The organism is Leisingera sp. ANG-M1 (assembly GCF_000813745.1).
Taxonomy (GTDB): domain Bacteria; phylum Pseudomonadota; class Alphaproteobacteria; order Rhodobacterales; family Rhodobacteraceae; genus Leisingera.
The window spans coordinates 150,920-167,933 of record NZ_JWLC01000008.1 but is presented as its reverse complement, the minus strand read 5'-3'; the positions used below and the strand labels follow the sequence as shown (position 1 = coordinate 167,933).

General features: G+C 62.5%; 15 protein-coding genes. 8 read left to right on the top strand and 7 right to left on the bottom strand.

Going from position 1 to position 17,014, the window contains the following annotated elements:
- Positions 1-46: 46 nt before the first annotated feature.
- The 3 genes from RA19_RS07605 (at position 47) to RA19_RS07595 (ending at position 2,721) form a co-directional block, all read left to right on the top strand.
- The gene (locus RA19_RS07605; protein ID WP_039161177.1) at positions 47-862 is read left to right on the top strand and encodes a chromate resistance protein ChrB domain-containing protein; all 816 of its coding nucleotides are present in this window, start codon (positions 47-49) and stop codon (positions 860-862) included.
- Positions 859-2,130 (top strand): chromate efflux transporter, encoded by a 1,272-nt coding sequence (gene chrA, locus RA19_RS07600; protein ID WP_039161175.1) that lies wholly within the window; start codon positions 859-861, stop codon positions 2,128-2,130. The genes RA19_RS07605 and chrA overlap by 4 nt, the downstream gene beginning before the upstream one ends.
- A gap of 117 nt (positions 2,131-2,247) precedes the next feature.
- Positions 2,248-2,721 (top strand): SspB family protein, encoded by a 474-nt coding sequence (locus tag RA19_RS07595; RefSeq protein WP_039161173.1) that lies wholly within the window; start codon positions 2,248-2,250, stop codon positions 2,719-2,721.
- A 58-nt stretch (positions 2,722-2,779) separates the two neighbouring features.
- On the opposite strand, the gene RA19_RS07590 is transcribed toward RA19_RS07595, so the two are convergent.
- Entirely contained in the window at positions 2,780-3,343 is a 564-nt protein-coding gene (locus RA19_RS07590) for a hypothetical protein (protein WP_052261708.1), read from the bottom strand.
- A gap of 218 nt (positions 3,344-3,561) precedes the next feature.
- Between RA19_RS07590 and fumC the strand changes: the two genes are divergently transcribed.
- From fumC to RA19_RS07570, 4 genes are all read left to right on the top strand, one after another.
- Entirely contained in the window at positions 3,562-4,956 is a 1,395-nt protein-coding gene (gene fumC / locus RA19_RS07585; RefSeq protein WP_039161171.1) for a class II fumarate hydratase, read from the top strand.
- A 130-nt stretch (positions 4,957-5,086) separates the two neighbouring features.
- Positions 5,087-5,695, top strand: coding sequence for a sulfite oxidase heme-binding subunit YedZ (locus tag RA19_RS07580; protein WP_039161170.1), 609 nt, complete (start codon positions 5,087-5,089; stop codon positions 5,693-5,695).
- 28 nt (positions 5,696-5,723) lie between these two features.
- Positions 5,724-5,900: a DUF4169 family protein gene (locus RA19_RS07575; protein ID WP_039161167.1), complete on the top strand. Its 177-nt coding sequence runs from the start codon at positions 5,724-5,726 to the stop codon at positions 5,898-5,900.
- Positions 5,897-6,115 carry a ribbon-helix-helix domain-containing protein gene (locus RA19_RS07570; RefSeq protein WP_039161164.1) on the top strand — a complete coding sequence of 73 codons (219 nt, stop codon included), beginning with the start codon at positions 5,897-5,899 and terminating at the stop codon, positions 6,113-6,115. The genes RA19_RS07575 and RA19_RS07570 overlap by 4 nt, the downstream gene beginning before the upstream one ends.
- On the opposite strand, the gene RA19_RS07565 is transcribed toward RA19_RS07570, so the two are convergent.
- From RA19_RS07565 to RA19_RS07555, 3 genes are all read right to left on the bottom strand, one after another.
- Entirely contained in the window at positions 6,112-7,470 is a 1,359-nt protein-coding gene (locus RA19_RS07565) for a cytochrome P450 (RefSeq protein ID WP_039161161.1), read from the bottom strand. The genes RA19_RS07570 and RA19_RS07565 overlap by 4 nt on opposite strands.
- Positions 7,467-8,717, bottom strand: coding sequence for a hypothetical protein (locus RA19_RS07560; protein WP_039161159.1), 1,251 nt, complete (start codon positions 8,715-8,717; stop codon positions 7,467-7,469). Before RA19_RS07560 ends, RA19_RS07565 begins: the two co-directional genes overlap by 4 nt.
- A 112-nt stretch (positions 8,718-8,829) precedes the next feature.
- Positions 8,830-9,582, bottom strand: coding sequence for a cytochrome c biogenesis CcdA family protein (locus RA19_RS07555; protein ID WP_039161156.1), 753 nt, complete (start codon positions 9,580-9,582; stop codon positions 8,830-8,832).
- 94 nt (positions 9,583-9,676) lie between these two features.
- Here RA19_RS07555 and RA19_RS07550 point away from each other — a divergent pair, with 94 nt between their 5' ends.
- Entirely contained in the window at positions 9,677-9,910 is a 234-nt protein-coding gene (locus RA19_RS07550) for a sulfurtransferase TusA family protein (RefSeq protein WP_039161153.1), read from the top strand.
- A 161-nt stretch (positions 9,911-10,071) separates the two neighbouring features.
- Here RA19_RS07550 and RA19_RS07545 read toward each other — a convergent pair whose 3' ends face one another.
- From RA19_RS07545 to RA19_RS07535, 3 genes are all read right to left on the bottom strand, one after another.
- Complete coding sequence (locus tag RA19_RS07545; RefSeq protein ID WP_039161152.1) at positions 10,072-13,269, bottom strand: Rne/Rng family ribonuclease; 3,198 nt, start codon at positions 13,267-13,269, stop codon at positions 10,072-10,074.
- Positions 13,270-13,853: 584 nt separating this feature from the next.
- Positions 13,854-15,191 (bottom strand): sigma-54-dependent transcriptional regulator, encoded by a 1,338-nt coding sequence (locus RA19_RS07540; protein ID WP_039125397.1) that lies wholly within the window; start codon positions 15,189-15,191, stop codon positions 13,854-13,856.
- Between the two features lie 32 nt (positions 15,192-15,223).
- On the bottom strand, positions 15,224-16,996 hold the full coding sequence (locus tag RA19_RS07535; protein WP_039161151.1) for an ATP-binding protein: 1,773 nt from the start codon (positions 16,994-16,996) through the stop codon (positions 15,224-15,226).
- Positions 16,997-17,014 lie beyond the last annotated feature (18 nt).

Sequence of the window (17,014 nt, the reverse complement as noted above, 5' to 3'; positions counted from 1 at the left end):
CAGCCCAAGGTTCGCATGTTAACCTTGCTTGCGAGGAGACATGCTTATGGCTGCCCCGAATGAAATAACCCCTGCCCAGCTGTTGCGCCTGATCGGCACGCCGAATGCACCGGTTCTGGCCGATATCTGCATTGACGAAGACTTTGCGGCTGATCCCTATCTGATCCCCGGCTCCATCCGGCATCCGCATACTGATATCGACGGTCTGAAAGCGCGCCTGGATGGCCAACGCTGCGTGGTGATCTTCCAGAAAGGCATCAAGCTGTCGCAAGGCGTTGCGGCCTGGCTGCGCAATGACGGCATTGACGCCGAGTATCTGCAAGGCGGCATGTACGCCTGGCGCGATCTGAAGGGGGCGCCGCGCATTCCGGCCAGCGCCCTGCCCGCGCCTGTGGGCAGCAGCACCCTGTGGGTGACCCGGCACCGGCCCAAGATCGACCGCGTTGCCTGCCCCTGGCTGATCCGCCGTTTTGTGGACGCTGAAGCCAGGTTCCTGTTTGTGTCACCGTCCGAAGTGTCCGGTGTCGCGGACCGCTTTGGTGCCACGCCCTTTGATGTCGAGGATGTGTTTTGGTCGCACCGCGGGGAGCAGTGCACCTTTGACACCATGCTGGACGAGTTCGGCCTTCGCACGCCTGCGCTTGACACATTGGCCCGGGTTGTGAGAGGCGCCGACACCAACCGGCACGATCTGGCACCCGAGGCGGCGGGGCTTCTGGCCCTCTCGGTGGGGCTGTCGCGCCAGTACAAGGACGACCATCAGCAGCTTGAGGCAGGCATGACCCTTTATGATGCGCTTTACCGCTGGGCCCGCGACGGGCGCGGCGAAGGCCATGACTGGCCTGCGGGCGGCAAAGCATGAACCAGCCTTCCTGGACGGAGATGTTCCGTGTTTTCGGGCGCATCGGTGTGCTGAGCTTTGGCGGCCCCGCGGCGCAGATTGCGGTGATGCACAAAGAACTGGTCGAGGACCGTCCATGGCTGAGCGAGGAGAGCTTCCTGCGCGGATTGTCCTTTTGCATGCTCTTGCCGGGGCCGGAGGCGATGCAGCTGGCGACCTATACCGGCTGGCGGATGCGCGGCACCGCGGGCGGCCTGCTGGCGGGCCTGCTGTTTGTGCTGCCGGGTGCAGCCGTCATTGCCGCGCTGGTCTGGCTTTACGCACAATACGGCACCCTGCCCGCGGTGCAATCCGCCTTCCTCGGCGTCAAGGCCGCGGTTGTTGTCATCATCCTGCAGGCGCTGCGGCGGCTTGCGGGCAAGGCCTTGAAGCACACTTTGGATTGGGTGCTGGCCGGGTTTGGCTTTGCCGCGCTGTTCCTGCTCAACCTGCCGTTTCCTCTGGTGGTGCTGGCAGCGGCCTGCATCGGCCTGATGCGCAAGGACGCAAGCCCCGGCGATGCGGCACACAGCCTGCCTGCCCGCAACGGCAGCACCCTGCGCAAAATCCTGGTATGGGGCGCGCTGTGGCTGCTGCCGCTGATTGCGCTCAGCCTGTCCGGTGCTGAGTTCCTGGCGGATATTGGCTGGTTCTTCTCCAAACTGGCCGTGGTCACCTTTGGCGGCGCCTATGCGGTGCTGGCCTATATCAGCCAGACCGTGGTGAGCCAGTTCGGCTGGATCTCCGCAGGTCAGATGATCGACGCTTTGGGGCTGGCTGAAACCACGCCGGGGCCGCTGATCCTGGTGACCCAGTTTGTCGCCATGCTGTCAGGCTTGCTGAAAGACGGCTTTGGCCTGTTCCTGGCAGCCGGCGCGGTGGCGCTTTGGGCAACCTTCATGCCCTGCTTCCTGTGGATCTTTGCTGCCGCGCCCTATGTCGAGCGCATCGCTGCGCATCCGCGCCTTGGCATGGCGCTGAAAGCCGTGACCGCCACCGTGGCCGGGGTCATCCTGAACCTGTCGGTCTGGTTCCTGCTGCATGTGGCGTTTTCGGAAACGCGCATTCTGGAAACCGGGCTTCTGCATATGCCCGCTCCGGTCTGGAACAGTATGAACGGCACTGCGGTGCTGCTGGTTCTGCTGGCGCCGCTTGCCGCCTGGCTGGTCCGCGGCAATATGCTGCTGCTCTTGGCTGCAATGGCGGCAGCAGGCCTGGCGCTACAGGAATTCCCGTTTGCAATCAGCTGACTGCCGCACTTTGGCATAGCTCCCTCATACCAAAAATATTGCGTCAGGCCAGAAGCCCGCTCTTTTGTTTCCAGCAGAATCTCCTATGCTGGGAACAAATGAACAGAGGGTGACTGCATGTCCCGTGAAATCGACTATGGCAACCTGATGCACTCTGCCATGCGCGGCCTGATCCGGACCGTGCTGCAGGATATTTCCGAGAACGGGCTGCCGGGGAACCACCACTTTTTCATCACCTTCGACACCGCCCACCCGGATGTGGAAATCGCTGACTGGCTGTCTGACCGCTATCCTGGGGAGATGACCGTGGTCATGCAGCATTGGTTCGACAATCTGACAGTCGATGACGAGGGTTTTGCCGTCACTTTGAATTTCGGCGACTCGCCTGAGCCGCTTTATATTCCGTATGACGCGATCCGTACCTTTGTGGATCCGTCGGTTGAATTCGGCCTGCGCTTCGAAAGCGCCGATGAAGAGTCCGAAGGCTATTCCGCCGTTCCCGATGCCGGCGAAAATGACGAAGACGAGGAGCCCTTGGCGGAAGTCAAAAAGGACGCCGATGTCGTCTCGCTGGACAGCTTCCGTAAATAATCCGTGAAATCACCGAACGGACACGCAGGCGGCCGCATTGGCCGCCTTTTTTCTTGGTTCACTGCCTGGCCAGAAACGTTTCCAGCTGCCGCTTCGGCTCGCCGTTCAAGCGGGAACTGTACACTAAGTTGAGACCGCCTTCGGCCAGGGTCCGGTCGTACTGCTGCATTTCATAATCGCCATTGGGATGTATGAACAATGAAAACACGGTCAGCGTGCCGTTGGTCAGACGCCCCCAGACAAAAGGCTCCCCTTCCATCGGGTTGAGCGGCACTGCATGGCCGAACACATTACGGGTCATCGCCGCTGAGAACACCCCATCGCGCCCGCTGGGAACGAACTCCACCTCATAACTCTTTGTTTTCTTTCGACCATCATCTTTCTCGGTGGTCGCTGTCCATCTCAAGGTAAAGCCTTTGCGGGTTTCGCGGATTTCCACGCTCATGTCCCGCGGGTCGGTGTCGCCATCGGCTTTGACAATGTCGACGCTGCCCGTGTATTCGCCCGCAAAACGCGCAACATCTGCAAGCGCCTGCAGGGGCAACAGCAGCAGCGCAGCCACCGCCAGCGCAGGCGCCACTGCCGGTTGAAGAACTCCCAAGGTTTGCAAGCGGACCGGCACGTTCACTTCCTTTCCGGATTGTCAGGCCTCTTCTATGCTATGTAAGCATGGCTAGGACTTACACAATGCTAAAGTCACCGCCGCATGCGGCGGACTGCGCCAATTCACCACTATACCTGACCGCGCGATTGGCTATGCTGCGCGCAACTGCCCGATTGCGCCGCAGCTGCGCAGAGGCTAAACGGCATACAACCGCATACAAATCAGAGAGGCGACGGATGTCCGAGACCCGCACCGAAACCGACAGCTTTGGCCCGCTTGAGGTCCCCGCAGACAAGTACTGGGGCGCCCAGACCCAGCGCTCGATCATGAACTTCCCGATCGGCTGGGAAAAGCAGCCCACCGCCATCGTGCGCGCGCTGGGCGTGATCAAGCAGGCCTGCGCCATGGCCAACAAGGAGTCGGGCAAGCTGGACGCCACAATCGGTGACGCCGTCATCCAGGCCGCCAGCGAAGTGGTCGCGGGCAAATTCGACGACAACTTCCCGCTGGTCGTCTGGCAGACTGGCTCCGGCACCCAGTCCAACATGAACTCCAACGAGGTGATTGCGAACCGCGCCATCGAAATCCTCGGCGGCGTGATCGGCTCCAAGGACCCGGTGCATCCCAATGATCACTGCAACATGGGCCAGTCTTCCAACGACACTTTCCCCACCGCCATGCATATCGCCACCGCGATGAGCGTGCGCGACGTGCTGGTGCCGGGCCTGACCAAACTGGCCGAGGGGCTGGAAGCCAAGTCGGAAGAGTTCAAGGACATCATCAAAATCGGCCGCACCCACACCCAGGACGCCACCCCGCTGACCCTGGGCCAGGAGTTCGGCGGCTATGCGCATCAGATCCGCCAGGGCCTGGCACGGGTCGAGGCGGCGATGCCCGGCATCTACGAGCTGGCGCAGGGCGGCACCGCCGTCGGCACCGGCCTCAACACCTCGCACGGCTGGGGTGAGACAGTCGCCGCCAATATGGCCGAGATCACCGGCCTGCCTTTTGTCACCGCTCCGAACAAGTTCGAGGCGCTGGCAGCGCATGACGCCATGGTCTTCCTGTCCGGCGCCCTCGCGACCATTGCCGGCAGCTGCTACAAGATCGCTAATGACATCCGCTTCCTCGGCTCCGGGCCGCGCTCGGGCCTCGGCGAGCTGATCCTGCCGGAGAACGAGCCGGGCTCTTCGATCATGCCGGGCAAGGTGAACCCGACCCAGGCCGAGGCGCTGACTCAGGTGGCCGCGCATGTGATGGGCAATGACGCGGCGATCAAGTTTGCTGGCTCCCAGGGCCATTTCGAGCTGAACGTCTACAACCCGATGATGTCCTACAACCTGCTGCAGTCGATCCAGCTGTTGGGCGATGCGGCAGACAGCTTCACCGAGCGGATGCTGAACGGCATCCAGGCCAATGAGCCGCGCATCGACAAGCTGATGAAGGAAAGCCTGATGCTGGTCACTGCGCTGGCGCCGACCATCGGCTATGACAACGCCACCAAGGTTGCCAAGACCGCGCACAAGAACGGCACCACGCTGAAGGAAGAGGCGATTGCCCTCGGTTTTGTCGACGAGGCAACCTTTGATGCTGTGGTTCGCCCGGAACAGATGATCGGCCCAAAGGACTGATCTGCAGCCGGAAAACTTTGAGAACGCGCCGGGAGACCGGCGCGTTTTAACTATTTTTAACTATAACATTGTGGCTGCAGCCCGCTTCGGTTCCTAGGGTCAGGGAACTTTCAAAGCTTCGGAGCCAGCCATGCCCCGCTATGCCGCCTTTCGGCTTTGGTTCATACTGTCGCTGCCTGCGGTGCTGATCGCCTTCAAGGCTGGGATGTCTTCGGATCCGCAAATCTTCCGCGCCCTGGCGCATCCTGCCGCCGAGTTTTCCGCCCGGCTGATGATCCTGGCAATGATGGCGACACCGCTGATGCTGCTGTTCAAAGGGCACGAGGCGCCGCGCTGGCTCTGCAAGAACCGGCGCGCCTTGGGCGTGTCCGCGTTCCTTTATGCGGCGATCCATGTTCTTTTCTACCTGATCGACCGTGCGTCCTGGGCTGTGGTCACGGCCGATCTGTCCAAGACCTATATCCTTGCCGGCTGGCTGGGGTTTGCCATCCTCCTTCCCCTTGCAGCCACGTCCTGCGACTACTGCGTGCGCCGGATGGGGCCACGCTGGAAGAAACTGCAACGCTGGGCGCATCCCGCGGCCCTGCTGGTGCTCTTGCACTGGGCTGCCATCTACGACTGGGCACATCCTTTTGAGGCTTTTCTCCACTTTACCCCGCTTCTATTCCTGCAGGGGCACAGGATCTGGTACTGGTATCTGCGCCCGCGTCCGGTGCGCCGTCAAAGCGAGGGTTTCTAAACCTGCGCGGCACCGCTAAGATCTTGCCATGGCAGAGATTGTGAACCTGAACCGTTTCAGAAAACAAAAGACGCGGGAGGAGAAGAAAACCCGCGCGGACCGCAATGCCGCGGCCTTCGGGCGGACCAAGGCAGAGAAGGATCTGGACAAGGCCCGCAATGCGCAAGACAAACGCCGCCTCGACGACCACAAGCGCGACGAATGAACGCCCGCCCCAAGAAGCACTCCCTCACCCTGCGCGGCCACCGGACTTCGGTGTCTCTCGAGGATGAATTCTGGGATGCCTTCCGCGAGATTGCTGCAGAGGACGGCAGGCCGATCAACGATCTGGCGGCAGAAATCGACGAAATGCGCGGCGAGGATTGCGGCCTGGCCTCAGCTGTCCGCTTGTTTGTCCTGAGGCGTTTGAAAGCCCGCTAGCTGCGCTCCGAAAGCTGCAGCCAAATCCCGTTTTTCGAACGCACTGTCAGATGGGCCACGGGCACAGGCTCATTTCCAGCAACCGCTTCTACACGGTAGGCCTTCAGGATCATCGACAGGATCAGCGGCCCTTCGACCATCGCAAACCCGGCGCCGGTGCACACACGGGAACCGGCTGAAAATGGGATATAGGCATCCCGCTGGCACTGTTTACCGTTCTCTGTCTGCCAGCGCGCGGGATCGAAGCCGTCGGGGTTGTCCCAAAGACGTTCGTGCCGGTGCAAATGCCAGGGGCTGAGAACCATCTGCGCGCCTTTCGGCACGTCCCGGTTTCTGAAGTGTTCGGGGCAGGATGCCTCGCGCACCATCATTGGTACGGGCGGATACAGCCGCAGGGTCTCGCGGAATACATCGCGGCTGACCCTGAGCCTGGATACCGCGGCAAAACTCTCATCCTCAAGCGCTGCCGCTTCTGCCGCTACCTTATCCTGCCACTCCGGGTAAAGCGCCATCAGGTACAACGCCCAGGCCAGAGCCGAGGCGCTGGTCTCATGGCCGGCCAGGAAGAAGATCGCGACCTGGTCAACCATCTCCTCAGTACCGAACCTGTCCCCGGTTTCCGGGTCCCGCGTGGTCATGATCTTGGTGGCCAGATCATCCGGCGCGGTGCCGGCCTTGATGGCCGCCATCCGCTCCTCGGTCAGGCGGGTGATCAACGCGCGGATTCGCTCGGCATTCTCCCGGGTCCCCTTGCGGAAAAACCGCGGCATCCAGGCCGGAAGCGGCACAAAGGCGGCCAGATTCAGGATGGGCTGGCTGCGCTGATAGTCACGGAATCTGCTGAAGACCTCGGACGCCACCTCATGTTCAATCGGAATCGAGAACAAGGTGCGGAAAATCACGTCTGCGGCCGCGTGGGAGGTTTCTTCTTCGATCTCAACCACACCTTCACGGCCCGCCAGCCGCTCCACCGCAGCCTCAGCCGCCGCCCGCATGGCCGGGTAGGTATCCCGGAGCCGCCCGCCTTCGAATGCCGGATCGATGATCCGCCGCTGCCGCTTCCAGACCTCGCCATTGGTGAGGAACACCGAATTCCCCAGCAAGGGTTTGAGCCCCTCGGCAATCCGGTCCGACTTGGGAAAATCGTCCGGCCTTTCCTTCAGCAGGACGTTCACGAGATCCGGCTGGTTGACCAGAAAAGAGCGGAAGAAGGGCGTGCGGAATTCAGCCATCCAGGCACGGTAGAGCCGCGCGGGCTGGGCCGAAAGAATGTCCTGGCGGAACAGTTTTACATAGCGCCATAGAGACACCCGGTCCGGGCGCGCAGGCGGTTTCGGCGGCAGAACCTGCGTCATTCAGCGGCCACCGACGTGAATTTGGAAACAGGTACATCAATCCGCGACTGCGAGGGTTTGCGGTCCTTGTACCGCTCTGCCAAAGTCAGAGGCCCGGCGGTGATGCGGAAATAGTCATAATCGCCAGGCCGGTCGAAGGCGCAAAGATATTGGAAATGCAGCCGGAAAAACCGCCAGCGCAATGCCTGCCAGCGCTCGGGGCTGAGAGTCTGGGTGAACGCGGCTGAGAACACCAGCGGCCAGCGCTTGCCCTCGGGTGCAACACCGCTGACGGCAACCGGGTCGCAGAGGGCAAAGGCGCAGCCGTCGCCAGGAGCGGTCACATCCACCCAGGCAAGTTCGCCTCGCTGCGACAGGTATCTGAGGTCCGCACGCAAGCGCTCTGCCTGCGGCAGAAAGGAAACCATCGGGACCACCTGTCCCAGTGACAGGAAGCCAAGCGACGGGCGGTCTGCAGGCAGCCCTGCCCGGATCAGGTCGGCCAGCACAGACACGCCGACATGGGCACCGGAGGAGTGGCCGACAACCAGGACTTCGTCCAGCTGCTGATCCTGCAAGGCCTCAGCGATCAAGCGGCCGAATTCAGCCATGCGCTGTTCCAGTTCCGGCGGGTTGGCACCGCGGGAAGCTGCAGAATAGGCGTAGTCATGCATCAGGTAGTAGGCAAACAGCTTGCCGTCACGCGCCTTGAACCAATGCAGCAGCGCATAGCCCGTGCCCAGCCCAATGGACCAGCCCGCCGCCGAGACAAGGCCGCCGCTCAGCCCCGCCAAACCGGCCAGGAGCGACACCTTATGGGCCACACCCCAGGCCAGCAGCAGCGCAAGCAGCGCCTGCATGAGCAGCATCCCAACCGGATAAAGAGCAGCGATCACCGGCCCCTTGCGCAGCCGCATCAGCCGCCGCAGCGCTCCGGTGGTGATATAGGTCCAGGCGGTGCGGGCCAGCTGCAGATAGGTGCCCGCGATAGTGGCCTCCATGCTGCCGCGCACGATGTCGGACCAGACCAGAACCTCGACATCCGACTGGACTTCAGTGCCGTCCATCTCAGCAGCGACGTGCCAGCCGTAGGGTCCCTTGGTCTGCTTCGGCGCCAGTGAGATCCCGTAGCCGGAAACCTGCGCCTGTGCAGCGCTTTCCTTGCGGTATAGCTCGCGGTAGCGGCGCGGATGAATCGGATCGTAGCCCGGAATGTAAAACACCCGGCGCTTGCGCACGTCCTGGGAATTGGAGACGCTTTGATCCACGCTCTTACCTGCTCTGCCTTTCCACTCCAGAATAGCAGTGCAATCCGGCAAGAGTAAGGCCGCCCCGGGCAAAGAAAAAGGGGCCCAAAGGCCCCTTGGAACACCCCTGAAGTCAGCCCAGCGTTGCCAGCGCCGGGAACGCCTCCAGCAGCCACCAGGAGAATTCGGTGAAAAGCCCGGTAACCAGCATAAAACCAACAAACAGGAGGAGGCCGCCCATCGCTTTCTCAATCGCGCCCATATGGCGCTTCATCTTGTTCATCAGCACCATGGAGCGGTTGAGGAACATCGCCGCCAGCAGGAAGGGTATGCCAAGGCCTGCGGCATAAACGCCCAGCAATACGGTGCCGCGGCTGACCGAAGCCTCGGACGCTGCCAGCGACAGGATCGCGCCCAGCTGCGGGCCGATGCAGGGGGTCCAGCCAAAGGCAAAGGCCAGGCCGAGCACATAGGCGCCAAGCGCCGAGCCTCCGGACTCGCCTGCCTCCATCCGGGCTTCCCGATCCAGCAGCGGGATGCGGAAGACCGATAGGAAATGAAGGCCGAAGATGATTACGACGACGCCGGAAGCTTGCGCGAAAAGCTCCTGATTTTTCAAGACAAAGGCGCCAAAGGCCGAGGCCGTGAAGCCCAGAAGCAGAAACACGGTGGACAAGCCCAGCACAAAAAACAGTGCGGCGATAACCGCCTTGCGCCGGGCCGCCGCAGTGCCCTGCATCTCGCCAATGGTGACGCCGCTCATATAGGCCAGGTACGGCGGCACGATCGGCAGAACGCAGGGCGACAGAAAGCTGATCACGCCGCCCAGCAGCGCCACCAGCATGGCAGGGAGCAGCCCTGCGTCGATGATCTCGATTCCAAACATGCCTCAACACTTATGTCAGCTATCCGCCAGCGTCACGGGGGCGGCTGGTCACATCCTTGTGGACAGCATGAAACATCCCCCTTATCTGAACACCATGAGCGAGATCAAAGAGACCCTGGACGCCATCGGGCTGTTGTGCCCCTTGCCTGTCCTGAAGGCCCGTAAACGCCTGAAAGCACTGCAGCCCGGCCATGTGCTGGAATTGCTGGCCGATGATCCGGCCGCGGTGATCGACGTGCCCCATTTCTGCAATGAGGCCGGTCATGAATTTCTGGGCCACAGCGATGGTGCCGGCCACCAGATCTATCTGATCCGCAAGGGCAGCTGAAGCAAACTTCTCCTTTGCAAATGCAGAAGGCACACCGGAAATCCGCTAGGTTTCCTGGGATGTCTGGTGCCGGAATAGGCGTTTCCCAAGACCAGCGCTTTTGCGCATTCAAAGAAAAAGGCAGGCCTCGCGGCCTGCCTTTTCATTCATGTTTCGCGAACTTAGCTGCCCATCGACCACCAGCCGCGGCGCTTGGGTTTGGGCGGGGCCGCAGGCTCGGGTTCCGCTTCCGCACCTGCCATCGCAGGCTCCGGCTGCTTCTCCTCCGCTGCCGGTGCCGGTTCGGCTTGCACGGGCTCCTCCGCTACGGCAGGCGCTTCCGCTACAGGTTCAGCTTCTTCAGCAGCCGGTTCAGCCGCAGACGCATCCGCCGCATCTTCTGCAACCTCTTCAGCCGAAGCCTCAGCGGTTTCTTCCTCTGGCGCTGCTTCATCAGTCGGAGCAGCAGCTTCCGCATCTGCAGCGGCTTCCTCAGCCGGTTGAGCTGCAGTCTCTGCTTCGTCCGCGGAGACTTCTGCAACCGGTTCTGCCTGAGGCGCGTCGGCATCAGCCACCGGAGCTTCCGCAGAGGCATCTTCCGCCTCTGCCACAGCAGGTTCGGCAACCGCCTCGGTGGCTTCGTCCTGTGCAGCCTCTTGCGCAGCTTCCTCAGATGCCGGGGCTTCTTCAGCGGCTTCTGCAGCTTCGGTCTCAGCCTTTTTCGGCTTGGACTTCCGCGAGCGGGAACGGCTGCGGGAAGGCTTCTTCTTCTCCTTCACCTCTTCAGACCCAGCTTCGTCCCCTTCGGGAGCAGCTTCTGCAGGCTCGGACGCCTCGGCAGCTTCCTCAGCCGGCTGTTCCTGGCCGTCCGCGGCCTCATCGCCGTTCTCACCAGCCTGGGCCTGATCGCCCGAGCCGGACTTGCGGCGGCGGCGGCGGCGGCGCTTGCGCTTGGGCTTGTCGTCCTGGCTGCCGTCCTCAGCAGTTTCCACTGCTGCCGCGGCTTCTTCCTCTTCCTGCTTGGCTTCCTCGGCGTCGACCTGATCCATGATCGAAGTATCCACCGACACCACCGGGGCCGTTGCCGCAGGCACGTTGCGGGACGCGGTCTTGAATTTCTCCAGCACAAAGTCCGGGCTGACCAGATGCATGTCGCCTTCGATGCGCACGGACAGGCCGTAACGCGCTTCGATCTGGGCGATATGCTCGCGCTTCTGGTTCATCAGGAAGTTGGCGATGGAGACCGGGCAGCGCACCAGAACCTCGCGGGAGCGGCGGCGGGTGCCCTCTTCCTCAATCTGGCGCAGGATCGACAGCGCCATCGAATCGTCCGAGCGGATCAGGCCGGTGCCATGGCAATGCGGACACGGCGCTGTGGTGGCCTCGATCATGCCGGGGCGCAGGCGCTGGCGCGACATTTCCATCAGCCCGAAGCCCGAGATCCGGCCCACCTGGATGCGGGCACGGTCGGTCTTCAGCTTGTCCTTCATGCGCTTTTCGACGGCGGCGTTGTTCTTACGCTCGTCCATGTCGATGAAGTCGATGACGATGAGGCCCGCGAGGTCGCGCAGACGCAGCTGGCGGGCGACTTCCTCAGCCGCCTCCAGGTTGGTCTTCAGCGCGGTTTCCTCGATCGAGGCTTCCTTGGTCGCGCGGCCTGAGTTCACGTCGATCGCCACCAGCGCCTCAGTGACGCCGATCACGATGTAACCGCCGGACTTCAGCTGCACGGTCGGGTTGAACATGCCGCCCAAGTAGCTTTCCACCTGGTAGCGCGCAAACAGCGGCAGCGCTTCCTGGTAGTGCTTCACGTTCTTGGCATGGGACGGCATGATCATTTTCATGAAGTCCTTGGCGATGCGGTAGCCGCGGTCGCCTTCCACCAGAACCTCGTCGATCTCGCGGCTGTAGAGGTCGCGGATCGAGCGTTTGATCAGGTCGCCTTCTTCATAGATCTTGGCCGGAGCGATGGATTTCAGCGTCAGCTCGCGGATCTGCTCCCACATGCGCTGCAGGTATTCATAGTCGCGCTTGATTTCGGATTTGGTGCGCTTGGCACCGGCGGTGCGCACGATCAGGCCCGCGCCGGTCGGCACGTCCAGCTCGGTTGCGATGTCTTTCAGTTTCTTGCGGTCGGCAGCGTTGGTGATCTTGCGGGAGATGCCGCCGCCGCGGGCAGTGTTGGGCATCAGCACGCAGTAGCGGCCGGCCAGCGACAGGTAGGTGGTCAGCGCTGCGCCCTTGTTGCCGCGCTCTTCCTTGACGACCTGCACCAGCAGAACCTGGCGGACCTTGATGACTTCCTGGATCTTGTAGCGGCGCGGACGCGGTTTGCGCGGCGGACGGATGTCCTCGCTGTCGTCCTCGTCGGCAACGGATTCGATGCTTTCGTCTTTGGAGGTTGCGTCGGCGCGGCGGGACTTGGCATCGTCCACGTCGCCGTCTTCGCCGTCTGCCTCCTCAGAGGAAGCCTCTTCACCGGCGTTTTCCGCCGGAGCGGCCTCGGCGGTCTCTTCCGCCTTGACTTCAGGCTCGGAAGCCTCTGCCGCAACAGGTTCCGCCCCGCGATCAGCAGGGGTTTCAGCGTCTGCTTCTGCGCCCTCTTCAGGAGCCGCCTCTGCGTCAGCAGCGGCCTCTTCAACCGGGGCTGCATCTTCTGCGGAGTCTGCGTCTGCGTCCACCTCGGCGGGCTCAGCCTGGGGCTCTTCAGCCGCCGCAGGAGCTTTCGCCGCCTCACCTTCCTGAGCCGCGGCATCAGCCTCAGCAGCCGCTTCGCCGGCGTCCTCTGCAGCGGCCTCATCCGGATCTTCAACCGGCGTTTCCGAGACACGCTCCATCGGCGAGGAACCTTCCGGAACCTCGGCCAGCTCTGCAGCCGGTTCGTCCGCCGCCTCAGCACTGTCGCTCAGGTCGATGGTCTCCATGCCCGCAATTTCTGCGGGCTGCTCTTCCGGGGTTTCGACCTCTTTGGTCTCCACCGCATCATCGGAAGAAGCCTTGGCCGCCTTGGCCGAAGACTTGGATTTGCGCGTGCGCTTGGGTTTGGACTGCTTGGCTTCCTCTTCCTCGTCGCGGGCGCGCATTGCCTCGGCATAGGCGCGCTCTTCCTCCATCAGCGCTTCGCGGTCAGCCACGGGGATCTGATAATAGTCCGGGTGGATTTCCGAAAACGCCAGGAAGCCATGGCGGTTGCCGCCATAGTCAACAAAGGCCGCCTGCAGCGACGGCTCAACCCGGGTTACTTTTGCGAGATAGATATTGCCGGCAAGCTGCCGTTTGTTTTCGGACTCAAAGTCAAATTCCTCAACCTTGTTTCCGTCAACCACCACGACGCGGGTCTCTTCCGCGTGGGTGGCATCGATAAGCATTTTCTTAGCCATGTTTCCTTGGTGCACCTGCCCTGTGCGCCCGCAAGCTGTCTGCTTCCAGGCGGCCGCGCGCGTTTCGGGTGGTGTCTTGTCAGGGCGATCTCGGACGGCGCGGTGCAGCAGGTGGTCCCGGGGACAATGCCCGGCCTTCCTGCCTCAGTGCTCTTCGCTCTCGCGCGCGTCATCGCGGTTCTTCTCCGGCAGGCGGGTGTATCCCGGGCCTGCCCTATTATCCCTTCACCGGTTAGAGGCCGGTTTGGGCGCTAAACTGCCCTCTGTGTCAGAGGGCCAATCGGCCTGGCTGCAGCTTTCTCGGATCATGCCGGACAAAAGCCAGAGCCAGCGAAACTCATCAGAACGGGCGAAACCAAATGCCGGTTTCCGGCCCGTTGGGTCAGCATAAGGCCTGTGGATAGGTAATGACAATGGCCATTCGACTCTGCCGGACCTGAAAATGCAAACAGCCTGCCAATAGCAGGCAAGCTGTTAATTTCAGGTAAGTTTTCCGGCAAAAACCGGAACTCGGCAGAAAATCCGGCTCAAAAAACGCGTGATTTTCATGCCGTTCCCCGCGCCGGGAAACGGCAGCACAAGCCTCAGGCCAGGTAATCCGAGCGCTGCAGGCCGTATTTGGCCATCTTCTCGTTCAGGGTCCGGCGCGGCAGGCACAGCTCGTCCATCACGCTGGCGATCGAGCCCTTGTGGCGGCGCATGGTGTTGTCGATCAGCATGCGTTCAAAGGCCTCCACATATTCCTTCAGCGGCTTGCCTTCGGTGGTCATCACCGGCTGCATCTCCTCATGATCGGACATCAGCAGCGAGGCAATGGTGCCCGAGCCGCGGCGCGACTGCAGCACCGCGCGTTCGGCGATGTTGATCAGCTGGCGCACATTGCCCGGCCAGGGCGCCTGCAGCAGCTGCGCGGCTTCCTGGGCGCTCACCTGCGGGGCGTCGCAGCCGTATTCCTCGGAGAACTGCTCCGATAGGCGGGTGAACAGGGTCAGGATATCCTCGCCGCGCTGGCGCAGCGGCGGCACAGTGATGCGCAGCGCCGCCAGGCGATAAAACAGATCCGGGCGCAGGGCGTCCTCGCAGGTCTTGCCCGCTTCCTGCAGGTTGGAGATCGCGATGATGCGGGTTTCCGCCGGGGTGCCCTGCTCGTTGATCACGCTCAGGAGCTTGGCCTGCAGGGTTTCCGACAGCGCATCAATGTCTTCCAGCACCAGGGTGCCGCCGCGCGCTTCCTCGATGGCCGGCAGCATGCTGTCTTCCGGCAGCATAGGGCCGAACAGACGCTTGGCCAGCGCCTCCTCTTCCAGCGCGGCGCAGGAGATCAGCACGAATTTCTTGCCCGCCCTGCTGCCAACCGCATGCAGCGCGTGGGCGACCAAAGTTTTGCCGGTGCCGGTCTCGCCGTCGATCAGCACATGGCCATCGGCCTGGCCCAGATCGAGGATGTCCTCGCGCAGGCGCTCCATCACCGGGCTTTGGCCGATCAGCTTCTTCATGATCTGACCGCCGTCCGACAGTTCGCGCCGCAGGGCCCGGTTGTCCAAAGTCAGGCGGCGGGCGCCGGTTGCGCGTTTGGCCAGTTCGGACATCCGGTCCGGGTTGAAGGGTTTCTCCAGGAAATCGAAGGCGCCGACGCGCATCGCTTCAACCGCCATCGGCACATCGCCGTGGCCGGTGATCATGATCACCGGCAGGGCAGAGTCGCTGCCCATCAGCTTTTTCAGGAACTGCATGCCGTCCATGCCCGGCATCTTGATGTCGGAGATCACGATCCCCGGGTAATCCGGGCCCAGCACCTTCAGCGCTTCTTCGGCGCTGGAGAAAGTTTCGGTGTCATAGCCCGACAGCGCCAGCCACTGGCTGATCGACTGCCGCATATCCTGCTCATCATCGACGATCGCGATTTTCATAGCCTGTGCCATGCGCGTCCTCTCCTAACTCTTACAGGCCGCGGTCACTCCGCCGCCTCGATGCCGTCCACCAGGACCGGCAATTGCATCTCAAAGACCGCCCCGCCGTTCTGCCCGTTACGGGCGGTCAGCCGTCCCCCAAGGTCGTTGACGATCCCCGAGGAGATGGCAAGCCCCAAACCCACCCCGTCGCCGGGCTGCTTGGTGGTGTAGAACGGCTCGAACAGCTCGTCGAAGTCCTTGATCCCCACCCCGTTGTCGCGCACCGAAAGGGTCGCGGTCTCGCCTGCGGCCAGAAGGATTTCCACCTCCGGATCCGCCACCGACTTGGTGGCATCCAGCGCATTGCGCAAGAGGTTGACCATGACCTGTTCCAGCCGCATCCGGTCGCCCATCACCATAACAGGTTCTTCCGGCAAAATCCGGGTGATTTTCACGTGCCGCTGGCGCAGCTGCGGCTCCATCATCGACAGGCTGGAAGCCAGCGCATCGCCCAAGTTTACAGGGCTAAACGCATCACCGCCCTTGCGCGCGTAGGACTTCAGCTGCCGGGTGATCGCCCCCATCCGCTCGATCAAGTCGTCAATCCGGCCAAAGGAGGCCAAGGCCTCGTCCGGGCGGTTGCGGTTGAGCAAAAGCCGGGCGCCGGCCAGATAGGTTTTCATTGCCGCAAGCGGCTGATTCAGCTCGTGGCTGACCGCCGCCGACATCTCGCCCAAGGCGGCCAGTTTCGAGCTCTGTGCCAGGCTCTGTTCGGCCACCGCAAGGGTCTTTTGCATCCGTTCGCGCTCGGCGATTTCCCGCTGCAGGCGAGCGTTCAATACGCGAAGCTCTGCCGACTCGCGCTGGAACAGAGCCATCCGCAGCGCGGTTTTCCGGCTCAGCGCATAGAAGGCCAGCGCCAGAAGGATCGCGAATCCCATGATTTCCAGCGCCAGCACCGCATTCACCCGCTCGCGCACCGAGGCGTAGGTGGTGAAGGAGGCCATCCGCCAGCCCTGGAACGGCACCCGGGTTTCCAGCCGCATCACCGCCTCGCCCTGCAGATAGGCATCCGGCGGCAGCGCAGTCCAGTCCGTGGTGGCCCGGATCGCCCGCTGGATGGCGCCCTCCGGCGTTTGCAGGGTCAGCGCATCGTCTTCCTTCAGCCCGCGCCAGCGCGCCTCAGTGGCCAGGATGATATTGCCGGTGCTGTCGGTGACCAGAACCGCATCTGAAATTCCCGCCCAGGCGCGCTCGAACTTCTGCAGATCGACTTCGACCACAATGGCGCCCAGGACACCGGTGGCATCCACCATGCGGCGCGAGTAAGTAAAGCGGTAGCCGCCCACCTCGCGCGGGATCACCGAGAATACAGTCGACTTGGCCCGTACTGCGTCCACGAAATAGGCCGCATTGCGGTGGTTCTCGCCCAGCCGGTTGCGGTCTGTGGCGGCCACGGTGCGCCCGTCCTGCGCCAGCAGCATGATTGAAGCAGCGCCGATTTCGTCGACAAAGGAAATCAGCCGCTGGGTGGAGAGGGAAAAGTCGCTGGACTGAAGCGCCGAGATCAGGGTCTGGTCGCGCGCCAGCAGCTGCGGCACGATGGCGTGCTGGCGCAGCTCGCTGAGAAGGTTGCCGGAATACAGCGCTAATCGCAGCTCGGCACGGTTGCGGGTGCTTTCGGTAAAACGGTGGGTTAGCGCCCGGTTTGTGGTCCAGACAGTGATGGCTGCCACCACCATGAACAGCACAAGTGCCAGCCGGGCGCGCCACGAGATCGTGCGCGAGCCGGTTCTGGATTTGGGTTTGGTCACATCAGAGCGCGGGGCGGTCATAGACTATACCTATTGCGG